The sequence below is a fragment of the Devosia aquimaris genome (genome assembly GCF_020169335.1).
GTDB lineage: Bacteria > Pseudomonadota > Alphaproteobacteria > Rhizobiales > Devosiaceae > Devosia > Devosia aquimaris.
This window is the reverse complement of record NZ_JAIEZN010000001.1, coordinates 1,741,909-1,764,477: the sequence shown is the minus strand read 5'-3', so window position 1 is coordinate 1,764,477 and position 22,569 is coordinate 1,741,909. Positions and strand designations below refer to the sequence as shown.

The 22,569-nt window shown below is 63.8% G+C and carries 23 protein-coding genes; 14 read left to right on the top strand and 9 right to left on the bottom strand.

Features of this window, described 5'->3' with window-relative positions:
- Positions 1-6 precede the first annotated feature (6 nt).
- On the bottom strand, positions 7-696 hold the full coding sequence (locus K1177_RS08535; protein WP_224702859.1) for a flagellar biosynthetic protein FliO: 690 nt from the start codon (positions 694-696) through the stop codon (positions 7-9).
- A gap of 175 nt (positions 697-871) precedes the next feature.
- On the opposite strand from K1177_RS08535, the gene flgB reads away from it, so the two are divergent.
- The 6 genes from flgB to flhB are packed head-to-tail and all read left to right on the top strand — an operon-like array spanning position 872 to position 4,228.
- Positions 872-1,279: a flagellar basal body rod protein FlgB gene (gene flgB / locus K1177_RS08530; protein WP_224702858.1), complete on the top strand. Its 408-nt coding sequence runs from the start codon at positions 872-874 to the stop codon at positions 1,277-1,279.
- 14 nt (positions 1,280-1,293) lie between these two features.
- Entirely contained in the window at positions 1,294-1,704 is a 411-nt protein-coding gene (gene flgC, locus K1177_RS08525) for a flagellar basal body rod protein FlgC (protein ID WP_224702857.1), read from the top strand.
- Positions 1,705-1,721: 17 nt separating this feature from the next.
- Positions 1,722-2,057, top strand: coding sequence for a flagellar hook-basal body complex protein FliE (locus K1177_RS08520; RefSeq protein ID WP_224702856.1), 336 nt, complete (start codon positions 1,722-1,724; stop codon positions 2,055-2,057).
- A gap of 48 nt (positions 2,058-2,105) precedes the next feature.
- Positions 2,106-2,372: a flagellar biosynthesis protein FliQ gene (gene fliQ, locus K1177_RS08515; protein ID WP_224702855.1), complete on the top strand. Its 267-nt coding sequence runs from the start codon at positions 2,106-2,108 to the stop codon at positions 2,370-2,372.
- A 2-nt stretch (positions 2,373-2,374) separates the two neighbouring features.
- A complete protein-coding gene (gene fliR, locus K1177_RS08510) occupies positions 2,375-3,142 on the top strand; it encodes a flagellar biosynthetic protein FliR (protein WP_224702853.1) in 768 nt (255 codons plus the stop codon).
- A gap of 3 nt (positions 3,143-3,145) precedes the next feature.
- Positions 3,146-4,228 carry a flagellar biosynthesis protein FlhB gene (gene flhB, locus K1177_RS08505; protein WP_224702852.1) on the top strand — a complete coding sequence of 361 codons (1,083 nt, stop codon included), beginning with the start codon at positions 3,146-3,148 and terminating at the stop codon, positions 4,226-4,228.
- On the opposite strand, the gene K1177_RS08500 is transcribed toward flhB, so the two are convergent.
- A complete protein-coding gene (locus K1177_RS08500; protein ID WP_224702850.1) occupies positions 4,225-4,650 on the bottom strand; it encodes a PACE efflux transporter in 426 nt (141 codons plus the stop codon). The two genes, flhB and K1177_RS08500, sit on opposite strands and share 4 nt — an antisense overlap.
- A 175-nt stretch (positions 4,651-4,825) precedes the next feature.
- Between K1177_RS08500 and K1177_RS08495 the strand changes: the two genes are divergently transcribed.
- The 4 genes from K1177_RS08495 (at position 4,826) to K1177_RS08480 (ending at position 8,746) form a co-directional block, all read left to right on the top strand.
- Positions 4,826-5,206 carry a GFA family protein gene (locus K1177_RS08495; RefSeq protein WP_224702849.1) on the top strand — a complete coding sequence of 127 codons (381 nt, stop codon included), beginning with the start codon at positions 4,826-4,828 and terminating at the stop codon, positions 5,204-5,206.
- 9 nt (positions 5,207-5,215) lie between these two features.
- On the top strand, positions 5,216-5,644 hold the full coding sequence (locus K1177_RS08490; protein WP_224702848.1) for a DUF1284 domain-containing protein: 429 nt from the start codon (positions 5,216-5,218) through the stop codon (positions 5,642-5,644).
- A gap of 136 nt (positions 5,645-5,780) precedes the next feature.
- Positions 5,781-8,354, top strand: a complete 2,574-nt coding sequence (gene cckA, locus K1177_RS08485) for a cell cycle histidine kinase CckA (protein ID WP_224702847.1) — start codon at positions 5,781-5,783, stop codon at positions 8,352-8,354.
- Entirely contained in the window at positions 8,351-8,746 is a 396-nt protein-coding gene (locus tag K1177_RS08480) for a DUF2237 family protein (protein ID WP_224702846.1), read from the top strand. The genes cckA and K1177_RS08480 overlap by 4 nt, the downstream gene beginning before the upstream one ends.
- Positions 8,747-8,773: 27 nt before the next feature.
- Here K1177_RS08480 and K1177_RS08475 read toward each other — a convergent pair whose 3' ends face one another.
- From K1177_RS08475 to araD1, 3 genes are read right to left on the bottom strand one after another with little or no spacing between them, the layout of a single operon-like run.
- Complete coding sequence (locus K1177_RS08475; RefSeq protein ID WP_224702845.1) at positions 8,774-8,959, bottom strand: hypothetical protein; 186 nt, start codon at positions 8,957-8,959, stop codon at positions 8,774-8,776.
- 29 nt (positions 8,960-8,988) lie between these two features.
- The gene (locus K1177_RS08470) at positions 8,989-10,008 is read right to left on the bottom strand and encodes an aldo/keto reductase (protein WP_224702844.1); all 1,020 of its coding nucleotides are present in this window, start codon (positions 10,006-10,008) and stop codon (positions 8,989-8,991) included.
- 53 nt (positions 10,009-10,061) lie between these two features.
- Positions 10,062-11,057, bottom strand: coding sequence for an AraD1 family protein (gene araD1, locus K1177_RS08465; protein WP_224702843.1), 996 nt, complete (start codon positions 11,055-11,057; stop codon positions 10,062-10,064).
- A gap of 279 nt (positions 11,058-11,336) precedes the next feature.
- Here araD1 and recA point away from each other — a divergent pair, with 279 nt between their 5' ends.
- Positions 11,337-12,410, top strand: coding sequence for a recombinase RecA (recA, locus tag K1177_RS08460; RefSeq protein ID WP_224702842.1), 1,074 nt, complete (start codon positions 11,337-11,339; stop codon positions 12,408-12,410).
- Positions 12,411-12,646: 236 nt separating this feature from the next.
- Positions 12,647-15,286 carry an alanine--tRNA ligase gene (gene alaS, locus K1177_RS08455; protein WP_224702841.1) on the top strand — a complete coding sequence of 880 codons (2,640 nt, stop codon included), beginning with the start codon at positions 12,647-12,649 and terminating at the stop codon, positions 15,284-15,286.
- A gap of 66 nt (positions 15,287-15,352) precedes the next feature.
- On the opposite strand, the gene K1177_RS08450 is transcribed toward alaS, so the two are convergent.
- The 3 genes from K1177_RS08450 to K1177_RS08440 form a co-directional block, all read right to left on the bottom strand.
- Positions 15,353-16,237, bottom strand: a complete 885-nt coding sequence (locus K1177_RS08450) for a DMT family transporter (RefSeq protein ID WP_224702840.1) — start codon at positions 16,235-16,237, stop codon at positions 15,353-15,355.
- A gap of 93 nt (positions 16,238-16,330) precedes the next feature.
- Positions 16,331-17,263 carry a DMT family transporter gene (locus K1177_RS08445; RefSeq protein ID WP_224702839.1) on the bottom strand — a complete coding sequence of 311 codons (933 nt, stop codon included), beginning with the start codon at positions 17,261-17,263 and terminating at the stop codon, positions 16,331-16,333.
- 183 nt (positions 17,264-17,446) lie between these two features.
- Positions 17,447-18,556, bottom strand: a complete 1,110-nt coding sequence (locus tag K1177_RS08440; protein ID WP_224702838.1) for an outer membrane protein transport protein — start codon at positions 18,554-18,556, stop codon at positions 17,447-17,449.
- Between the two features lie 461 nt (positions 18,557-19,017).
- Here K1177_RS08440 and K1177_RS08435 point away from each other — a divergent pair, with 461 nt between their 5' ends.
- On the top strand, positions 19,018-20,691 hold the full coding sequence (locus K1177_RS08435; RefSeq protein ID WP_224702837.1) for a vWA domain-containing protein: 1,674 nt from the start codon (positions 19,018-19,020) through the stop codon (positions 20,689-20,691).
- Positions 20,692-20,768: 77 nt separating this feature from the next.
- On the opposite strand, the gene K1177_RS08430 is transcribed toward K1177_RS08435, so the two are convergent.
- On the bottom strand, positions 20,769-21,980 hold the full coding sequence (locus K1177_RS08430) for an NADP-dependent isocitrate dehydrogenase (protein ID WP_224702836.1): 1,212 nt from the start codon (positions 21,978-21,980) through the stop codon (positions 20,769-20,771).
- Positions 21,981-22,126: 146 nt separating this feature from the next.
- On the opposite strand from K1177_RS08430, the gene K1177_RS08425 reads away from it, so the two are divergent.
- Positions 22,127-22,543: a MarR family winged helix-turn-helix transcriptional regulator gene (locus K1177_RS08425; RefSeq protein WP_224702835.1), complete on the top strand. Its 417-nt coding sequence runs from the start codon at positions 22,127-22,129 to the stop codon at positions 22,541-22,543.
- The last annotated feature ends 26 nt before the right edge of the window (positions 22,544-22,569 follow it).

Genomic DNA, 22,569 nt, shown 5'->3' with positions numbered 1-22,569 from the left:
GGGGCGTCAGCTTCGATTGGCGTCCGTGTGGCCTGGGACAAAGTCTGTGCCTTCGATCTCGCGCTGTGCGCCGTCTTCTTTAGCTGAGTCGAGGGGCTGGCGAGCCGTATCGGCGTCGTTTTCAGGGGAAACCGGCAATTCCATCTCGCTCACCGGACGCAGCAGGCCGGTGTGGCGCAGCGAGACATGGGCGCGCTGATTGGTGGGCAGGCCCTGTTTCTGCAATTCGGCCAGGACAGTGCCGGGCGCAGCGGTAACGAGCGGCGGGGTGGGCGCGGGTTCTGCGCGCGGGGCAGTGGCAGGGGCGGGTGCCGGCTGGGGCGGCACCGGCTTGGCGCCAGATGCGGGCTTGCGGCCGGGGACGCTGGGAATGGGGCGGCGGGTCGGCTGGGCGGCGGGCTGCTCGGCAATGGCGATGCCGGTCTCGATCACGACATCCTGCGGGCCACCAGTGAGAATGAGATGCTCGACATCGTCGCGGCGAATGATGAGCAACTGCCGCTTGGGATCGATGCTCATGGAGTCCACAATGGCCAGGCGGCGATTGCGGCCGCGGCTCACCTTGGCCGAGGCATTGAACAGCAGCTTGAGCAGCCAGACACCCAGCACGATCAGCACCAGCACGATGCCGAGGGCGAAAAGGGCGGTGATCCAGGAATTGCCTGTACCACCGATCAGGCTAGTGATGAACTGCATGTCTGCTCCAATTACGCTACTGGCCCGGAATCGGGCGGCACATTCTGCCTACTTAAGTCTCGCAATTGTGCAGAATGCGAGACCGATACCCACCTAGCGCTGCCCGGTTAACACTTGATTAACCATAGACCGGCAAGAATTGCCCATCGATACCCAGACTCGCGGGGCTTGGCCGATGGGCCTTCTGAACATGCCGGTCTTTACGGCGCTCGCCGACAAAATGCGCTGGCACCAGACTCGTCAAGGTCTGTTGGCTGAAAATGTCGCCAATGCGGAAACGCCTGGCTATCGCGGACGCGACCTCAAGCAATTCAACTTCGACGGGGCCAACCGCGCCTTTTCCACGGCGAGCGTGACGACCACTGCGACCCAGCCGATGCACTTTGCCGTGGGCGGGGAAGGCGATGCTGCCTTTGCAGCGCACCGCATGGCCAATTTCGAAATCACGCCAGAGGGCAACGGCATCTCGCTGGAAGACGAGATGATGAAGGTCACCACCAACATGATGGACTACCAGGCGGCCACGAGCCTTTACACCAAGTCCATCAAGATCCTCCGCACAGCGATGGGCAAGTCAGGCTAGGAGCCTAAAGGGCAATGGATTTCAATTCTTCGCTTCGGATCGCCGCCACCGGGCTGCATGCGCAGACCGCACGCATGCGCGTGATCGCCGAAAACCTGGCCAATGCCGATTCCGCCGGCAAGGCCCCGGGCGACGAGCCCTATCGCCGCCGCATCCCGACCTTCGAGACCAGCTTTGACCCCGATGTGGGCGGCAAGGTCGTCGAGGTCGGCAAGCTGGCCTATGACATGAGCGATTTCACCAGCCGCTATGAGCCGGGCCACCCTGCGGCCGACGCCAAGGGCTATGTGCAATATCCCAACGTCAACTCACTGATCGAAACGATGGATATGCGCGAAGCCCAGCGCACCTATGAAGCCAACCTCAACGTCGTCACCGTGACGCGACAGATGCTCGGGCGCACGCTTGACATCCTGCGCGGCTGATCGGGTCAGGAGCCAAGATGGCCATCACCACACCCTTCAACGCTGCGGCAGCCGCCTATGGCAATGCCAGCAAGCTGATCAACCAGGCCGCCACCCCCAACAAGGATCTGCTGGCGCAGACCGGGCAGGGCGGCGGGCCGAACTTTGCCGAAATGCTGGCCAGCCAGGTGCAGGGCGTGGTCGACACCGGCCGGGCCAGTGACCAGATGTCGCTCGACATGGTCAATGGCAAGGCCAATGTGGTGGACATGGTGACGGCCCTCAGCCAGACCGAAATTGCCATCGAAAGCATGGTCACCGTGCGCGATCGTGTGATCTCTGCTTATGAAGAGATCATGCGGATGCCGATCTAGGCGTACAATGGGTGGGCGGCGATTCGTCCGCCTGCCACGGGAACTGACATGACCGGCGCCGAAGTTCTGGACATTGCCCGCGACGGCATCTGGGTGCTGATCATGGTATCGGCGCCCATGATGCTTGTGGGCCTGATTGTCGGCGTGATCATCGCGCTGTTCCAGGCGCTGACGCAAATCCAGGAACAGACCCTGGTGTTCGTCCCCAAGATCATTGCCATCTTCGTGACCATGCTGCTGACCCTGCCGTTCCTGGGCGCGACCATGTCCGGCTTCATGACCCGGGTGATGGACATGATCGTGGTGGGTGGCTAGGCGTGACCGTCGCGCTGGACTGGCTGCCCAATACCGCCTTTGTCTACCTGCTGCTGTTCGCGCGCATCGGCGCCATTTTGATGCTGATGCCGGCACTGGGCGAGGACATGATCCCGGCCCGCATGCGACTGAGCTTTGCGCTGGCCTTCACGCTGGTGGTCTATCCGTTGCTGTCGCCCAGCATTCCGCCCATGCCCAATGACATTATGGGCGTGGTGGGCATGCTGTTCCACGAGCTGGCAATCGGCATGATCCTGGGCGCGATCGCCCGGCTGACGGTGATGGCCACACAGGTGGCTGGCGCGATCATCGCCTTTCAGGCGGGACTGTCGAGCGCGATGACGGCCGACCCGACGCAGGTGGGCGTGCAGGGCGCGGTGTTCGGCAGCTTTCTGAGCTTTCTGGGCATGGTGCTGATCTTTGCCACCGACCTGCACCACATGGCGCTCGCCGCTACCTATGACAGCTACATGGTGTTTCCGCTCGATGCGCCGCTGATGTTCGGCGATGCGGCGCAGCTGGCGCTCAGGACCGTGGCCAGCGCCTTCACCATCGGGGTGCAGATGTCGGCGCCCTTCATCGTCTTCGGCCTGGTGTTCAACCTGGGGGCCGGTATCCTGGCGCGGCTGATGCCGGCCATGCAGGTGTTCTTCGTGCTGATGCCGGCCAATATCATGGTGGGGCTGGTGCTGTTTGCCGTGCTGCTGACCATGATGATGGGCTGGTATCTCACGGGCTTTGAGAACCACCTCGCCATGTGGAGGGGCTAGTCGATGTCATCTGACGCGCCCGACCAGGAATCCAAAACAGAAGACCCCTCCCATAAAAAGCTCGAGGACGCCCATGCCAAGGGCGACGTCGCCAAGAGCCAGGAGGTCGTTACCTGGTTCATGCTGATGGGGTCGGCAGCCATTTTCGCGCTGATGGCGCCAGGCACGGCGGCAAACCTGTCCGGCTCGCTGCAGCTGCTGATGGCCAATGCCGACCAGTTCGAGCTTGGTGGCGCCAGTTTCGGCAGCTTTTTCAATAGCCTGGCCTTTGCCGTTCTGGGAACGGTGCTCATTCCGCTGGTGGTGCTGTCGTTCTGCGCGGTGGTCGCCAATCTGATGCAGCACCGGCCCCTGTTTTCGGCAGAGTCGCTCAAGCCCAAGCTGAACAAGATTTCGCCGCTAGCGGGCGCCAAGCGGCTGTTTTCCAGCGAATCCCTGGTCAACTTCGTCAAGGGGATCGCCAAGATCCTGATCGTTGGCGTCGTGGTTGTGATGACGGTCTGGCCCGAGCGAGACCGGCTCGACACCATGATGACAGCCGATCCGCTGGTGATCCTGGCCGACTTCCTGGAGCTGGGCACCAAGATCTTCGTGGCGACGCTGATCGTGGTCACCCTGATTGCCTTTGCCGACTTCATGTATGTCCGCCAGAAATGGTGGAAGCGGCAGATGATGACGCTGCAGGAGACCAAGGACGAGTACAAGCAGATGGAAGGCGACCCCCACATCAAGGGGAAGTTGCGCCAGTTGCGTCAGGAGAAATCCCGCAAGCGCATGATGGCGGCCGTGCCGGACGCCACCGTGGTGATCACCAACCCGACCCACTATGCCGTGGCGCTGAAGTACGACAAGGCGATGGGCGCCCCGCAATGCGTGGCCAAGGGCGCCGACGCAGTGGCGCTGCGCATCCGCGAGCTGGCCAAGAAGCACGACGTGCCAATCGTCGAAAACCCGCCGCTGGCGCGCGCGTTGTTCGCCAGCGTCGAGATCGACCAGACCATCCCCACCGAACACTTCAAGGCCGTGGCCGAAGTGATCGGCTTCGTGATGCGGCTCAAGCGCGGCGCCGGCTGGAAATCCGGCTAGGGCGCGGGGCTGGCGGGGACGGGAAACACCCGGTCATAGGCCAGATTGAACAGGAACGCGTAGACCATGTAGAACAGGGCTACCGCGATATCCATGACCAGGGCCTGCCACAGGCTGATCCCCAGATACCAGGCGATCAGCGGCATGAGCATGGCGACAAGACCCAGCTCGAAAACGATGGCGTGGATGACGCGCTCGCGCATGGTCTTGGCGGTGTTGCCGCGCAGGCGCAGCAGCAGGCGGTCGAAGCAATAGTTATAGGCATAGTTCCAGCCCATGGCGACGAGCGAGCTGACAATGCTGATGACGCCAATGTCGTGCATGGGCATTGAAAAGGCCAAGGCGCCCAGCGGCGTGATCAGGGCCAGGCCGATGATCTCGAAGGCTATGGTGTGGCGGATGCGGTCGCGCGTGGTGCGCATGGGAAGCTCCCGATGATGAACCGGGACGTCCCGATGATGCGAAGCCCAGGTTGGGGGAGGTCGTCCTCTCGCAGGGCTCATATCGTTGAATGGTGGCGAAAAATCAAGCAGTGTGGCCGCGTGCCGCCCGGCCATGCTGGTGTACAGGGGGCGCGCGATCAGGGGAGTGCGGTTGATGCACAAGGGATCATGCCTGTGCGGCGCCGTGCACTTCACGGTCGCCGGAGACCTGCCCGAAGGTTCGGCCTGCCACTGCAGCAAGTGCCGCAAGCATACCGGCCACTACGAGGCGGGGGTGGACCTGCCGCGCAGCGCTGTGACCATCACCGGGGAAGAGGCCATCACCTGGTATTTCTCGTCCGAAAAGGTGCGGCGCGGGTTCTGCTCGGTGTGCGGCTCGTCGCTGTTCTTTGACCCGGTGCATCTGGACTGGATCGGGCTGATGCTCGGGTCCTTCGACACGCCGACGCAGACGCGGATCGGGCTGCATATCTTTGTGGCGGACAAGGGCGACTATTATGAGATCACCGATGGCTCGCCGCAGAACCTGCAGTGAGCCCGGGGCATGACCATCCGCCTGCGGCCGCACCATCTGCTGTGCATGCTGACCTATGTCGGCAAGGGCTATACACCTGATTTTACGGCCAATTACGACGTCATCGTCGCGCGATTGGGCGCCGGCGAGGCCATCGAGATCGTGGCGGGACCGGACGATATCTGCGCGCCGCTGCTGGCCGGCGGCGGCCATCATTGTCACAATGAGAGCGTCGTGGAGCGGGACCGGCTCGCCGGCATGGATGTGGCCGATGTGCTGGGGCTGGACGCGGCGATCGGGCCGGGCGCGCGGCTGGTGATCGATAGGGAGCGGCTCGCGAATCTGCGGCGCGCCTTCGCCCACGGCGTGACGCGCAGCGCCTGCGGCGGCTGTGAATGGTCCGCCCTCTGCACCGGGATCGCGGCGAAGGGCTTTGCGGCGGTTCGCCTGACAGCCTGAGTGGCAGATATATGGGCCTGTCTGATGCGGGCGCGTGTTGAAAACGCGGTTCAGTCTCCCTTAGCAGGGGGGCATTTGCTAGACCTTTGTGGAGCGCCTGATTCGGCCGACCCATTGCTAGGGAGCAGACAGACAGATGGCACCGACGCCGCACGGCGAGACCAGCTACCCCGAGCCCATCGTCTCGAACAGCCGCGGCAGCGCCGGCCTCTGGCGCGTCGTCGCCCTTGGGCTGGTGCTGGTGGCCCTTGCGGTGGTGTTTGCCCTGTTCAGCCAGGACATTCCGCTCGACCTGATCTTGACCTTTGTGGGTGTGCTGGCGGTGGTGGGCGTGTTCTGCCTGTTCGGGCTGGCGGCCGGGCTGTTCCGCTTTGCCAATGGCGAAGAGCGGCGGACAATCTCCAATGCCATGGTCGACAGCCTGCCATTTGGCGCAGTGGTGGCGGATCGCGATGGCAAGATCGCCTATGTGAATGCCCAATATGGCAGCTTTGCCGGGGCGATGAACAATGGCGTGCCGGTGAGCGTGCCGCGCCTGTTTGCCGGGCAGTCAGACGCCAGCGAGGCCATCTACCGGCTGTCGCGCGCCGGCAAGGATGGGCGTGCCGCCATTGAGGACATTCGCATCGTGGGCGGTCTGGGCGGCTCACACGCCGACAGCAACCGCGCCTTCTGGTATCGCGTGGGCGTGCGGCCGCTGCCGGAGTCGGACGAGGCCAGGAAGCCACTGATGATGTGGTCTGTCGAGGACATCACCCGGGACCGCGACAACAATGAAAGCGCGTTCCGCGACCTGCAGCGCGCTATCGACTATCTCGACCATTCGCCGGCCGGCTTCTTTTCGGCCGATGCGCATGGGGCGATCCAATATCTCAACTCCACGCTGGCCGACTGGCTGGGCTATGATCTGGCCGAGTTCAACGCCGGGCAATTGCGCATGAGCGACATCGTGCGCGGCGACGGCGCGAGCCTGTTGATGCGCGGGCGCGGCGATGGCGAAATCCGCACCGAGATCATCGACATCGACCTGGTGCATCGCAATGGCACCAGCCTGCCGGTGCGGCTGCTGCATCGTGCAGCCCGACTGGCCGATGGCGAACTGGGCGAGACGCGTACGCTGGTGCTCGACAAATCCAATGCGCCCGACACCGAGGAAGAGCTGCGCGCCGCCGAAGTGCGGTTCTCGCGCTTTTTCAACGACACGCCGTTCGCCATTGCCACGCTGGACGCCAAGGGGCGGATCATCCGTACCAATGCGCCGTTCGGGCGCATCTTCCGCTGGTCGGGCGAAGCGCGCAGCATCGAGATGCAGCCGCTGAGCGATCTGATCGGCGAGCAGAGCCGCGAACGCTTTGGCCGGGCGCTGGCCGATGCGCTGGCGCACAAGTCCGAGATCGATTCCGTCGATGCGCTGCTCAGCGCCGAGGGCGAGCATGCCGTGCGGCTCTATCTTTCCAGCTCGGAGATGAGTGCGGGCTCGCCCGAACAGGTCAATGTCTATGCGCTTGATATGACCGATCAGCGCAAGCTCGAGGCCCAGTTTGCGCAGAGCCAGAAGATGCAGGCCGTGGGCCAGCTGGCCGGTGGCGTGGCGCATGACTTCAACAATCTGCTCACCGCCATCATCGGCTTTTCGGACCTGCTGCTGCTCAAGCACAAGCCCGGCGATCCCTCGTTTGGCGAGCTGATGCAGATCAAGCAGAATGCCAATCGCGCGGCCGGCCTGACGCGGCAATTGCTGGCCTTCTCGCGCAGGCAGACGCTGCGGCCGCAGGTGCTGGAGCTGCCGCTGATCGTGGATGACCTGACTGTGCTGCTCAAGCGCATGATCGGGGAAAAGAACACGCTGACGGTGGAGCATGGCCGCAATATCTGGCCGGTGCGCGCCGATGTCGTGCAGCTTGAACAGGTGATCATCAACCTTGTGGTGAATGCGCGCGACGCCATGCCCAATGGCGGCTCGATCACGCTGCGCACCGCCAATGTGGAACGGGCCGAGGCCGAGACCATGACCTTTGAGGGCATGGTGCCGGCCGACTATGTGCTGATTGAGGTGCAGGACACTGGTACGGGCATGAGCCCGGAGGTGATCGAGAAGATCTTTGAGCCCTTCTTCACCACCAAGGAATTGGGTAAGGGCACGGGCCTGGGCCTGTCGACGGTCTATGGCATCGTCAAGCAGACAGAGGGCTATATCTACCCGGTGTCGGTCGTGGGCGTGGGCACCACGTTCAAGATCTTCCTGCCCAAGCATATGGCCAGTGCGGCAGAGGCCGGTGGCAAGGCCGCGGCGGCGCTGGCGCCGGTGCGCGACCTCACCGGCCATGAGCGGATCCTGTTGGTGGAAGACGAGGAGAGCGTGCGCGCCTTCTCGGCCCAGGCGCTGCGCGCCACCGGCTATGAGGTGTTCGAGGCCGATGGCGGCGAAGAGGCCCTCGAGGTGCTCGAGGACCTCGACTACAAGATCGACCTCATGATTTCCGACGTCGTGATGCCGGAAATGGATGGGCCCAGCCTACTCAAGCAGTTGCGCCAGACCATGCCGAACCTCAAGGTGATCTTCGTGTCTGGCTATGCCGAGGAAAGCGTGCGCCGCGACATCGAGGACGACCAGAGCGTGGAATTCCTGCCCAAGCCCTATTCGCTCGACCAGATCAATTCCAAGGTCAAGGAAGTGCTGCAGAAACTGGGCAAGGACGAAACCGCGTGAACGAGCAGGGGCGGTTTCCCGGGCCGGGCGAGACCAATGTGCTCGGCGAGCCGCTGCAGCCCTGTTCGGACAATCCGCTGACCGGGTTTTTCCGTACCGGCTATTGTGCCGCCGGGCCGGACAGCGCGGCGGTGCATCTGGTGTGCATCCAGGCGACGGACGGTTTTCTCGCCTATTCCAAATCGGTCGGCAATGACCTCTCGACCCCCATGCCGCAATATGGCTTTCCGGGCCTTGTGGATGGCGATCGCTGGTGCCTGGTGGCGGCGCGCTGGCTGCAGGCCTATCAGGCGGGCATGGCGCCGCGCGTCTACCTACGCTCGACCAACCAGGCCGTTCTCGGCCTGGTGCCGCTGGGCGTGCTCAAGGGATTTGCGCTGGACATGAACTAGCGCCGCCGTGCCTGTTGGCGGCAGGCGCTAGGATCGGCCCTGGTGGATGATGCGGATCACGGCGGCAATGGCGCCCAGCACGGCCACCAGCAGGAAGGTCCATTGCACGACGAGCAGGAAGGTGCTGGGCGCCTCCGCGCCGAAAAAGATCGTGTAGCCCAGCCAGGCGGCGACGAGGGTGCAGATCACCGCTGAAATACGTGGATCGTTCATCGCTTGCTCCAATGGCCCCAAGGCTCTTGCTAGGCGGTGCCGCCGGGAATGGGCGTGCCGGGGGCGAGGAGACCCTTGGCTGCCAGAGTGGTCCAGAGTTCGTCCGGAATGACATGATCCCACCAGGCCAGAATCCCATCAAGCTCGGCAGGCGAGCGCGGGCCGGGCAGTACGTTGCACACGGCCGGATGGGTGAGCGGGAACTGCAGCGCCGCAGCCGGCAGGGGCACGTCGAATTGGTCGCAGACGGCCTGGATGGCCTTGACCTTGCTGACGATGGCCTCGGGCGCCTTGGCATAGTTGAACTTGTCGCCGCCCACCAGAATGCCGGAATTGAACGGGCCGCCGACCACAACGGAGGCGCCGCGCTCGAGGCAGGTCGTCATGAACGGCGAGAGCGAGGTCTGCTCGAGCAGGGTATAGCGCCCGGCGAGCAGGAACACGTCCCAATCGCCCAGAGCGAAGGCGTCCATCAGCACTTCCCACTCGTTGACGCCCAGGCCGATGGCGCCAATGGTGCCACTGTCCCTGAGCTCGCGCAGCGCCTTGTAGCCGCCGTTGGCGAGCTGGGCCCAGAGGGGCTTGTTGCCTTCGACACCATGGGTGGCGGTGCCGATGTCGTGGACATAGAGGATGTCGATGTGGCTCAGGCCGAGGCGCTGCAGGCTATCCTCGAAGGAGCGCATCACGCCATCATAGGAATAGTCATAGCGCTGGTTGAAGGGCAGGGGGTCAACCCAATTGCCCTTGTCCTGCTTGGCGGGATCAACCGGATCGAGCAGGCGTCCGACCTTACTGGAGAGCAGGGCCTGGCTGCGGCGCTCGCGCAGCACATCGCCCACCAGATGCTCGGACCGGCCCAGGCCATATTGCGGGGCCGTATCGAGATAGGTGATGCCCTGATCGAGCGCATGGGCCACTGTGGCGCGGCCCTGCTCGGCGGGCACAGCCGAGAAAATGCCGGCCAGCGAGGCCGCACCCAGGCCCAGCGTGCTGACGGACAGATCGGTCTTGCCGATGCGGCGGGTGGGGAAAGTTCGCGCAGTCATGTCAGGCCTCCAGGGTGCTGGATAACTGACATGTTAGTGCGCGAACTGCAAGCTCAGTAGAGGTTGCCGACGATGACGGGCTGTTCGCTGTCGATCTGCACGGGATTGCGCAGGGCGGCGCCGAACTGGGATTCCTCAAGTTCGAAGATGTCGTCGGCCTTGGTGCTGATGCCATCGGCAAAGCTCAGCGTGGCGGTGCCAAAGCAGTGGACATGCACATCGCCGGGGGTGCGGAACAGCTCGTATTTGAAGTGGTGATATTCGAGGTTGTCGATGGTGTGGCTCATATTGTCCTCACCGGACAGGAAGGGCTTTTCCCACAGCACCTTGCCGTCGCGCCAGATGCGCGACATGCCCTCGATGTGGCGGGGCAGGTCGCCCAGGCGCAGCTCGGGGCCAAAGGAGCAGGCGCGCAGCTTGGAATGGGCGAGATAGAGATAGTTCACCCGCTCGGTCACATGGTCGGAGAATTCATTGGCCAGGGCAAAGCCGAGGCGGCGCGGCTGACCATTGCCGTCGATGACATAGATACCGGCAATCTCGGGCTCTTCGCCAGCGTCCAGGGCAAAGCCCGGGGAGGGAATGGGGTGGCCGGGGCGCACGACCGAATAGCCGTTGCCCTTGTAGAACCATTCGGGCTGCACGCCCTTTTCGCCATCAGCGGGCTTGCCGCCCTTGAGGCCCATCTGGAACATCTTCATGGAGTCCGTCAGGTCGGCTTCGGTCTTGGTGCCGTTGGACTTGTGCATGGCGTCGCGGGTGGCGGCGGAGCCCAGGTGGGTCAGGCCCGTGCCGGTGACATAGAGATGGGCCGGATCGGGATGATCGATGGGCGAGAGCATGCGGCCCTCGGCCAGAATGGCGGCGCGATCGACGGTTTCGCCCAGCCCCTTGGCGGCCACCAGCGCGGACAGGCCGCCCTGGCCGGTCATGGCTTCGAGCGCCAGGCCATAGACGCTGGCCGCGTCGCGTACGACACGGGCGACGCCGCCCTCAACAGCAGCGACAGCGCGTTCGCCGTTCGCGTCGAAAAACTGGATCAGATTCATGGCGCGGCTCCTGCGCTGGGCGCCCCGGCGGGGCAAAATCGCACGCATAAAACGCAACCTGCCCTCGCGACGCAAGCCCAAAAATCATACTTATATCGGGAAGGTGGCGCGCGGCGGCGATTCTGCCGGTCGGCGAGGGGCATATGTTCTCATGTTCTCATTTTGTGCCTTGACAGGACGGGAACAAGATGAGAACAAATAGGGCACATTCTAGGCATGACCACCTGAGGCGATGGCGCGTTGCGCGCCCCCCAAGAGCGTGGAATAAGGAGACAACGAATGGCTAACGCGTCGCTTCGTGTTGTTGAAGGTGGATCGATGGATAAGGACAAGGCACTTGCCGCGGCGCTCAGCCAGATTGAGCGCAATTTCGGCAAGGGGTCGATCATGCGCCTGGGGGAGGCCTCCGCGATTGAAGTGGAATCGATCTCCACCGGCTCGCTGGGCCTGGACATCGCGCTGGGCATTGGCGGCCTGCCCAAGGGCCGTATTGTTGAGATTTTCGGGCCGGAAAGCTCGGGCAAGACCACGCTGGCGCTGCATGTGATCGCCGAGGCCCAGAAGGCCGGCGGCATCTGCGCCTTTGTCGATGCCGAGCATGCGCTGGACCCCATCTATGCCCGCAAGCTGGGCGTCAATGTCGATGATTTGCTGATTTCCCAGCCCGACGCCGGCGAACAGGCCCTCGAAATCACCGACACGCTGGTGCGTTCGGGTGCGATCGACGTGCTGGTGGTCGATTCGGTGGCGGCGCTGACGCCGCGGGCCGAGCTGGAAGGCGAAATGGGCGATGCACTGCCGGGCCTGCAGGCGCGGTTGATGAGCCAGGCCATGCGCAAGCTGACGTCCTCGATCTCCAAGTCGAAGTGCCTGGTGATCTTCATCAACCAGATCCGCATGAAGATCGGTGTGATGTATGGCTCGCCCGAGACGACCACGGGCGGCAATGCGCTCAAGTTCTACGCTTCGGTTCGCCTGGACATCCGTCGCATCGGCGCGCTCAAGGATCGCGAAGAGATCGTGGGCAACCAGACCCGCGTGAAGGTGGTCAAGAACAAGCTGGCGCCGCCGTTCCGTCAGGTGGAATTCGACATCATGTATGGCGAGGGCATTTCCAAGACGGGCGAACTGCTCGACCTGGGCGTCAAGTCCGGCATCGTGGAAAAGGCCGGCGCCTGGTTCTCCTGGGACAGCCAGCGTCTGGGTCAGGGCCGCGAGAATGCCCGCCAGTTCCTCAAGGACAATCCCGAGATCGCCAATACGATCGAGCAGGGTGTGCGCGAGAGTTCGGGCCTGCTGGGCGAGGTGCTGCTGGTGGCCGGTGGCGACGACGCGGTGAGCGACGACGACTGAGTTATTCTCCCATGCAAGGGATACTGGGGCATCGCGCAAGCGGTGCCCTTTTTGCTGTCGGGTAGGGGTGTTGTTGGACGGCGCGGGGCAATGGCCGGGATGGTGGCCTGATCGACGTTGGGGTGGGGGCGCCGCAGTGTCGCCGCAATGCTGGACATTGCGGCTGGCCGCGCGATAGAAAGCCAGCCGACCTCTGCTGCGGTGCAGCGCACTGCGATCCGAATGAAAGTCCTGACATGACCAGCGTAAACGACCTGCGTTCGAGTTTTACCCAGTATTTTGTGCGCAATGGTCATGAGGCCGTGGCCTCCAGCCCGCTGGTGCCGCGCAATGATCCGACGCTGATGTTCACCAATGCCGGCATGGTGCAGTTCAAGAACACCTTCACGGGTCTGGAAAAGCGCCCCTATTCGACCGCCACCACGGCGCAGAAATGCGTGCGCGCCGGCGGCAAGCACAATGACCTGGACAATGTGGGCTTTACGGCGCGCCACCACACCTTCTTTGAGATGCTGGGCAATTTCTCGTTCGGCGACTATTTCAAGGATCAGGCGATCGAGCTGGCCTGGAACCTGCTCACCAAGGAATGGGGCCTGCCCAAGGAAAAGCTGATGGTCACCGTCTATCAGGACGATGACGAGGCCATGGCGCTGTGGAAGAAGATTGCCGGGCTCGGCGAGGATCGCATCGTGCGGCTCGGGGCCAAGTCGAACTTCTGGCAGATGGGCGACACCGGCCCCTGCGGTCCGTGCTCGGAAATCTTCTACGATCATGGCGATCACGTCTGGGGCGGCCCGCCGGGCTCCCCGGAAGAGGATGGCGATCGCTGGATCGAGATCTGGAATCTGGTGTTCATGCAGTTCGAGCAGCATGCCGATGGTTCGCGCGACAGCCTGCCGCGGCCTTCGATTGACACCGGCATGGGTATCGAGCGCATCGCTGCCGTGATGCAGGGCGTGCACGACAATTACGACATCGACCTGTTCAAGGCGCTGATCGGCGCTGCGGCCCAGGCGACCGGTGCCGATCCGGCGGGCGAGGGCAATCGCAGCCTGCGTGTGATCGCCGATCACCTGCGCTCGATGAGCTTCCTGATTGCCGAGGGCGTGCTGCCATCCAATGAAGGCCGTGGCTATGTGCTGCGCCGCATCATGCGCCGCGCCATGCGTCATGCGACGCTGTTGGGCAGCAATGAGCCGGTGATCCATAAGCTGGTGCCCACGCTGGTACGCGAAATGGGCCAGGCCTATCCCGAGCTGCGCAGCGGCGAAGCCATGATTGCCGAGACGGTGCGTCTCGAAGAGGGCCGCTTCCTCAAGACCTTGGGCCGGGGCCTTCAGATCCTGGCTGAAGAGACCAAGGATATGGGCGATGGCGCCGTGCTCGATGGCACGACGGCGTTCAAGCTCTATGACACCTATGGCTTCCCGCTGGACCTGACCGAGGATGCCCTGCGTCTGCGCGGGATCTCCGTGGACCAGCCGGGCTTTGACGCCGCCATGGCCGCGCAGAAGGCCGAGGCGCGCAAGAGCTGGTCGGGTTCGGGCGGCGCGGCGACGGACGCCGTTTGGTTCGGTCTGGCCGACAAACTCGGGCCGACAGAATTCCTCGGCTATGAGACCGAGACCGCCGAAGGCGAGATCAAGGCGCTGATCAAGGACGGCGCCGAGGTGGCGAGCCTGGCCAAGGGCGAGACCGGCTTTGTGGTGGTCAACCAGACGCCGTTTTACGGCGAAAGTGGCGGCCAGGTCGGCGACTATGGCCGGCTGACCGGCGACGGCGTTGCCGCCGATGTCACTGACACGCAGAAGCACCACGGTGTGTTTGCCCATCAGGTGAGCGTCACCGAGGGGACGCTCAAGGTCGGGCAGGCGCTGAGCCTGGTCGTGGATCATGGCCGTCGCTCGGCGATCCGTTCGAACCATTCGGCGACCCATCTGCTGCATGAGGCGCTGCGCATCGTGCTGGGCGACCATGTCGCACAGAAGGGCTCGCTGGTTTCGGCGGAGCGGCTGCGCTTTGACTTTGTGCATACCAAGCCGGTGACCGAGCAGGAACTGGCCGAGGTGGAAGACATTGCCAATGCCATCGTGCTGCAGAACACCCCGGTCGAAACGCGCCTGATGGGCGTGGACGAGGCCAAGGAATCGGGCGCGCGCGCGCTGTTCGGCGAGAAGTACGGCGAAGAGGTTCGCGTGGTGGCCATGGGCGAGCCAGTGGGCAATGGCCTGGGCTGGTCGGTAGAGTTGTGCGGCGGCACGCATGTGCGGCGCACCGGCGATATCGGGCTGATCTCGATCGTGGCCGAGACGGCGGTTGGCGCGGGCGTACGGCGCGTGGAAGCGCTGACCGGTACGGCAGCGCGGCATCGCGGCAATACCAATGTGGCCATCGTCAATGCGGCCGCGGGCCTGCTGCGCGCTGGCAGCCATGAGGTGCTCGACCGTATCGGATCGCTGCAGGAGCAGCTCAAGCGGGCCGAGCGCGCGCTGAGCGACGCCAAGCAGAAGCTGGCCATGGGCGGCGGCGGCGAAGGCGGCAGCGCCAGCGAAACGGTGAACGGCGTGACCTTTGTCGGCCGGGTGATCGAGGGCGTCGCGGCCAAGGACATGAAGGCTGTCGTTGACGCAGAAAAGAAGCGCATCGGCTCGGGCGTCGTGGCGATGGTGCTCCAGGGCGAAGACGGCAAGGGCACTGTGGTAATCGGCGTGACCGATGACCTGACCGGGCGCTATGCCGCCGGTACGCTGATCAAGTCGGCAACGGCCGCGCTGGGCGGGCAGGGTGGTGGTGGCCGCCCCGACATGGCGCAGGGTGGTGGGCCGGATGGCAGCAAGGCTGCCGAGGCCGTCGCGGCGATCCGCGCGCTGCTCTAGCCCAGCGCAGCCAGACAATTCAAAACGGCCCCGCACTCTGGTGTGGGGCCGTTTGCTTTGGCTGTCCTATTGGCCGATGCGGAAGAAGAAGAGGCGCGGCTTCCAGACGATCTTGAGCTTTTCGGTCATCACATTGGCAAGGCCCGAGGTCAGCACGATGAGCAGGCCGACGATGGCGATCCAGTCGGGATATTCGCCGAAGAACAGCGCGCCAAAGACGATGGCCCAGATGAGCTGGCTATATTGCACGGGCGCCACCAGATTGGCCGGGGAGCGCCGGGCCGCCGCGATGAGCAGCAGGCCGCCGGTGCCGCCGAGCAGGCCGATGCCCAGGAACAGGGCCAGCTGGTGCAGCGAGGGCATGACGAAGCCGGGCAGCATGAGCAGGCCGTTGAGGATGGATGAATAGAGCACCTGCAGGCCCACCAGGCTCACACGGCGCTCATGCGGTGCAACGTGGCGCAGGATGATGGTGGTGACGCCGCCAAAGAAGACGCTGCACAGGATCGCGAGGTGACCCAGCTGCAGGTCGCGCACGCCGGGGCGAATGACCAGCAGGACGCCCAGGAAGCTGATGATGAGCAGCAGCCAGCGATGGATGGCCACATGCTCGCGTAAGAGCAGCACCCCCAGGATGGTGACGATCACCGGCGTCAGAAAGCCGATGGCATAGACATCGGCAAAGGGAATGTGGGTGAACGCATACATGACGCAAGCCGTGCCGCAGATGGCGGTGGCGCAGCGGATGTGCACCAGAACAGGATGGCGGAGCTTGTAGAGGTCGCGCCAGCGCTCGTTGCGGGTGGTCAGGATCGCCGGGATGATTGAGAGGGTGATGGTGAAAAAACCGATCTCGAACACCGACAGGGCGGGACCCGTGGCCTTGATCAGCGCGTCGCCGACCGAAAAGCTCGCATAGGCGAGAAAGGCAAAGATGACGCCGACAGGCATCGCGCTATCCAATATGACGGGACGGACTCGGGGAAATGTCCCTACCATACAAGCGCATCGGGGCGGCGTCGATCTGCAAGCGGCCGTCGCGGGCTAAATCTCGGGGCCCTGCACTTCAGCCATATTGGTGGGCGAGCCGGCGCGGCGCGCGCGGTATTCAGCAAAGCGGCCGGCAACGCGGGCCCGCGCACCGTCGATCAGCACATTGACCAGGCCCGAGGCAACAACGACGCCGATGCCGACATAGGCAAGCAGGTCGGGATACTCGACATAGAAGATGGCGCCCAGGGCGATGGCCCAGACGATCTGGATATACTGGATCGGGGCGACCTGGCTGGCTGCGGCATTGCGGGTGGCGGCGATAAGAAGCAGATGGCCCATGCCCACGAAGGTGCCGCCAGCGGCCAGCAGGACGAACTGGGTCAGCGTGGGCATGACGAAGCTGGGCAGCATCAGCGCGGCATTGACCACAACGATATAGAGCGCGGGCAGGGCAATCAGGCTCACGCGCTTTTCCTGGGGAGCAATGACACGCAGGATGGTGGTGGTCGCGGCGCCGAAAAAGGCGCAGGCCAGGGCCGACAAATGGCCAAGCTGCAGCTCACGGAAGCCGGGTCGCACCACCAGCATGACGCCGACAAAGCCCAGGGCCAGCATGGCCCAGCGCAGCACATCGACCTTTTCGCGCAGCACAAGCACCGACATGAGCGTGATGAACAGCGGCATCATGAAGACCAGCGAATAGGTCTCGGCAAAGGGAATGGTGACAAAGGCATAGGTCACCAGGGCCGAGGAGGCGACGCCGGTGAAGGAGCGCAGATGCACCAGGCCCGGATGGGTGAGGCGGAAGCTGTCGCGCCAGCGCTCGCCCTTGGGCTTCACGAAGAGCGCGGGAATGAGCGAGAAAATGGCGATGAAAAAGCCGATCTCGAACACCGACAGGCTCTGGCCGAAGCCCTTGATGATGGCATCGCCGCAGGAATAGACCGAGTAGGCGACAACAGCATAAAACACGCCGACCGGCATGGCACATCCACGATTGCTGGGGTGAGACTGTGCGGACACTAGAGGGCCGGCGCGATGCCGTCGATGGGCATTTTGCGCGCTGCGGCGTTATACCCGAAGGTTGAGCGCTGAAGTGCAGAAAAGAAAGGGGCCGCAGGACGATAGTCCCGCGACCCAAGGATCGGTCATGCATTGTGCCGGTGGCTAGAACGACGCCTTGATGCCGCCGCTAACCGCCAGCACATAGCCGGTGCCCCAGCGTTCACCCAGGGCATTGGAGCCGGAGGCCAGAGTGCTGGCAGAGACGCCGCCGGTGATCTGCACATTGGGCGAGGCGTTGTAGATGCCGCCCAGCGACAGGCCGAAACGGTCCGTCTGGGTGCCGGCAGTGAGCACGCCACCGGCGCCCGGGGTCGAGGTGCCCTGGTCCCAGGTGGCCATGGCCACCATGCTGAGCTGATCGCTCAGGGCGTGGCCGATGCCGCCCGAAATGGTCCAGCTGTCGCGATAGTTGAAGGTGGAGACGACCGGAGCTCCAATGGTGGTGACCGTCAGCTTCTGCAGCACGGACCAGTTGGTCCATTTGACCGAGCCCAAGGCCAGCCAGCCGGGGGCAATGCCGGTCTGGCCGCGCACTTCGATGGATTGGGGCGCGGTGACAGAGGACGAGGCCGCGCCGCCATAGGCGGTGCCGTTCAGGGTGTAGTTGATCGGCGCATTGTAGATGGCGCTGATGCGCAGGGCATATTCGGGGATCTCATAGGCCGCGCCGGCACGCCAGCCCAGGCCCCAGCCGTTGAGCGAGAGCGGGGTGCTGGTCGCCAACCCGGTGGGAATGGCGGCCTGATAGTCGAGGTTCTGCGCGGAGATGCCGCCGATCAGGCTGATGACGCCGGGGCCGGCAGGCAGACCCACCGCACAGGTGAGGCCGGTATCGGTGGAGCGGATGGATTCGCTGACGGCCTGCTTGGTGGCGGCAGCATAGGCATTGTTGCGGGATGTGTCGGAGCCAAAGGGGTTCTGGACCGAGATCAGGCAACTGGCCATGTCGAAGATGTCGGCCTTGACCCCGGCATTGTAGTGGACGCGCGAGGGCGTGGTGGCAATGGTGCCCGCCATGACGCCGGGATTGGTCACGTCCTTGTTGATGTAGACATAGCTGGCGCTGGCCTTGCTGGCATAGGTCGCCGGATCGAACAGCAGGTCCCAGTCATAGCCATTGGCATCGAGCCCGCCGGCAAACGCGCCGCCGACCAAAGGCAGGCTCAGGGCGAGGCCCGCGACGGCCCCAAGAAGTCTGAAATGTGTGCGCACGTGACCCTCCAATCACAAAAAATACGTCATGACAGCACGTTGGCCGTCGCCGGTCATTTATGGCAAAGCAGTTGACCTAATGGGCATCTGCTCCTCTTCCCAGCCATTTGATTGACCATTACGTCAACTACTGCGTGATTTCCGCCCGGTCGTCAACACAGCAGGCGGAACAGCGGCTGCAATGTGACCCAGACGACACGATGATGGCTGTGGCGGGCAGCTCCGAGAGCGAAATGTGTCGCAGCAGTTCTGCCGTGGTGCCGGCACTGTCGCTGCGAGGACAATGACCGTGGGCAACAGAGGTCGTGCCGTGGCAATTGTGTCGCGATTGTTCAGAATGCTGCCCTGGGCTGTTCATACTGTCGTCACCGCTGCCGTGATTTTCTTTGCACTGGGCATGGTCGGTGCCATTATTGAACTTTGATCTGGAGGGACACAGCATGTGGGGATCGAGGACAGGCATGGGGTGGCGCAGTCTTGCCCTGGGCATGGTGGCGGCGCTCGGACTGGCATTGCCGGTTGTCGCGGCTGACCGGGCGATCATCGTATTGGACGGGTCGGGCTCGATGTGGGCGCAGATCGAGGGCAAGGCGCGCATTACCATCGCGCGGGAAACACTGGCCTCGGTGCTCAAGGATCTGCCCGATGACCTCGAGCTGGGCCTGATGAGCTATGGCCACCGCGAGAAGGGCAATTGCGACGACATTGAAATGCTGGTGGAGCCCGGTCCTGGCGCGGGCCCGGCCATTGTGGCGGCGGCCGACGAGATCAATCCCAAGGGCAAGACCCCCATTTCCGAAGCTGTGCGTCGCGCCGCCGAGGCATTGCAGTTCACCGAGGACAAGGCGACGGTGATCCTGATCACCGACGGGTTGGAGACCTGCGAGGTCGACCCCTGCCAATTGGCGAGCGAACTGGAATCGCAGGGCGTTGACTTCACCACCCATGTGCTGGGCTTTGGCCTGTCCGACGAAGAGGGGCAGCAGGTGGCGTGCCTGGCGGAAAATACAGGCGGGCGATACCTGTCTGCGCAGGATGGCGATGCGCTGGTGGATGCGCTCAGCGCCACGGTGGCAGAGGTGGCCGAAGCCGAGCCTGCGCCGGAACCCGAGCCGAAGCAGGAGCCGGCGGCCGTCAACTATACGGTGGCGCCCTCGGCCTCGCTGACCGAAGGCGGTCCTGACCTCGTCGACGACAATGCCGACATTTCGTGGAACTTCCATTCCGTGCTGGAAGACGGCTCGGCCGGTGAGTGGCTGCGGACCGAGTATCACTCGGGTGCCAAGATCGATATGGAGCCGGGCAACTACATCCTGCGCGCGAAATGGGGTGAGGTTGAACAGGATCAGCCGGTGACGGTCACGGCAGATGAGGTCATCGAGCCGCACTTCGTGCTCAATGCCGGGCTGGTCAAGGTGCGGGCCTTTGCGGCCGAAGGCGAGCCCGTGGCCGATGGGGCGCCGCTGTCGCTCACCTATCCGGGTGGTGAAGCCTATGGCTATGGCGAGGAGAATTTCCGCGTTCCGGCCGGCGATCTGACGCTGACGGTCAAGGTCGGGGCCGGTGAGGTGACCGAGAGCTTCACCCTGGCGGCGGGCGAGACCATTGAGAAGAACGTCGTGGTCGGGGTCGGCGTGGCCGCGGTCAAGGCCGAGTATGTGCCTGGCATGGCCGTCGATGCCGGTATCTGGGTGGATATCCAGAAGGCGAAGAAGGCGCTGGATGGATCGCGTGAATCGGTGGCCAACGGCTATGGCGGCGAGCAGCAGTTCGAGCTGACTCCGGGCGACTATGTGGCCGTGTACCAGCTCGATGGGGCCAAGGGTGAGTTGCCGTTCACGGTTGAAGGCGGGCAGCAGACCGATGTCGCCCTGACGCTCAACGCCGGTGTTCTGGCGGCGACCATTCCGTCCAATGGCTATGTCGAGGCACAAAGCGCCAAGAAGAACCTCGAGGGCAATCGCGAGTCGTTTGGCGGCGGTTATGGCCCGGAGTTCTCGCTCACCCTGCCGGCGGGCGACTATGTGCTCGCGCTGGAGGTTGAGGGCGCAAAGAGCGAAAGCCCCGTGACGGTGTCCGCCGGCGAGCGGACCGAGGTGACGCTGGAGGCGCCCAAGGCCGGCAAGACCAAGTAACAAAAAGGGCGCCGCGAGGCGCCCTTTCCCGAATTCCTAGGGAGAGCCGGCACCTGGGTGCCGGCTCTTTCGCATTGTCAGGCCATGGCCTTCTGCAGGTTCTTGTCGATGGCGTCGAGGAAGCCCAGGGTCGAGAGCCAGGGCTGATCGGGGCCGACGAGCAGGGAGAGATCCTTGGTCATCTTGCCTTCCTCGATGGTGTCGACGGTGACCTTTTCCAGCGTGGTGGCGAACTTGGCCAGCGCTTCGTTGTCATCGAGCTTGGCGCGGTGGGCCAGGCCACGCGTCCAGGCGAAGATGGAAGCGGTGGAGTTGGTGGAGGTCTCCTTGCCCTGCTGGTGCTGGCGGTAGTGACGGGTCACGGTGCCATGGGCGGCTTCGGCCTCGACGATCTTGCCATCGGGCGTGGCCAGAACCGAGGTCATCAGGCCGAGCGAGCCGAAGCCCTGGGCCACGATGTCGGACTGCACGTCGCCGTCGTAGTTCTTGCAGGCCCAGACATAGCCGCCGCTCCACTTGAGGGCGGAGGCAACCATGTCGTCGATCAGGCGGTGTTCGTACCAGATCTTCTTGGCCTCGAACTTCTCCTTGAACTCGGCCTCGTAGATCTCCTGGAAGATATCCTTGAAGCGGCCGTCATAGGCCTTGAGGATGGTGTTCTTGGTGCTCAGGTACACCGGCACGCCACGGGCCAGGCCGTAGTTGAAGCTGGAGTAGGCGAAGTCGCGGATCGAATCATCGAGGTTGTACATGGCCATGGCGACGCCGGCGCCGGGGGCCTGATAGACTTCGTGCTCGATGACCTTGCCGTCTTCACCGGTGAACTTGATGGACAGCGTGCCCTTGCCGGGGAAGAGGAAGTCGGTGGCGCGGTACTGGTCGCCGAAGGCATGGCGGCCCACGATGATGGGCTGGGTCCAACCGGGCACTAGGCGCGGCACGTTCTTGCAGATGATGGGCTCGCGGAAGATCACGCCGCCCAGGATGTTGCGGATGGTGCCGTTGGGCGACTTCCACATCTTCTTGAGCTTGAATTCCTCAACGCGCTGCTCATCGGGGGTGATGGTGGCGCATTTGATGCCGACGCCATGCTTCTGGATGGCATGGGCGGCATCGACCGTGATCTGGTCGTTGGTGGCGTCGCGGCTCTCGACCGAGAGGTCATAATATTCAATGGGCAGATCGAGATAGGGATGGATGAGTTTGTCCTTGATCGCCTGCCAGATGATCCGGGTCATCTCGTCGCCGTCGAGATCGACCACCGGGTTGGCGACTTTGATTTTGCTCATCGGAAATATCTCCCTGAAATCCGCATGTTGACCTTTCGGCCTTGTTCGCTGCCCGTATAGCACTGGCTTGGAGGGTGCGCAAAGGCGGCATGGGCAAGGGGGCATGCCAGTTGACACCGTGCATATGCACGACTACCTGTGCAGCCATGCAGGATGATTTCGACCAGTGTCTGGTGCTCAATGCCCGCATGGCCTCACGGGCCGTGACGCGGCTGGCTGACCGCAAGCTGCGCGGTTTCGGCATCACGGCGGCGCAGTTCAGCATCCTGGGGTCGCTGCTGCAGCATCCGGGCCGCTCGGTAACGCAGATGGCTGCGGCGATCGCCATGGATCGGTCGACATTGTCGCGCAATCTGGCGCTGCTGGAGCGGCGGGGCCTGGTGGCCTGGGCCGATGGCGAGCGCGGCAACAGCCGCATTGCCCGGCTGACGCCGCAGGGCGCCGAAATGGTCGATGCCGTGCGCCCCGCCTGGGCGCAGAACCAGGCCGAGTTGCGCGCCGCGCTCGCGGCCCCCGATTTTACCACCGTCATCGCCGCCATGCGGCAGGTGGCGCGCCTCTAGTTGTCCCGGGTGGCCGGGACGCGCCA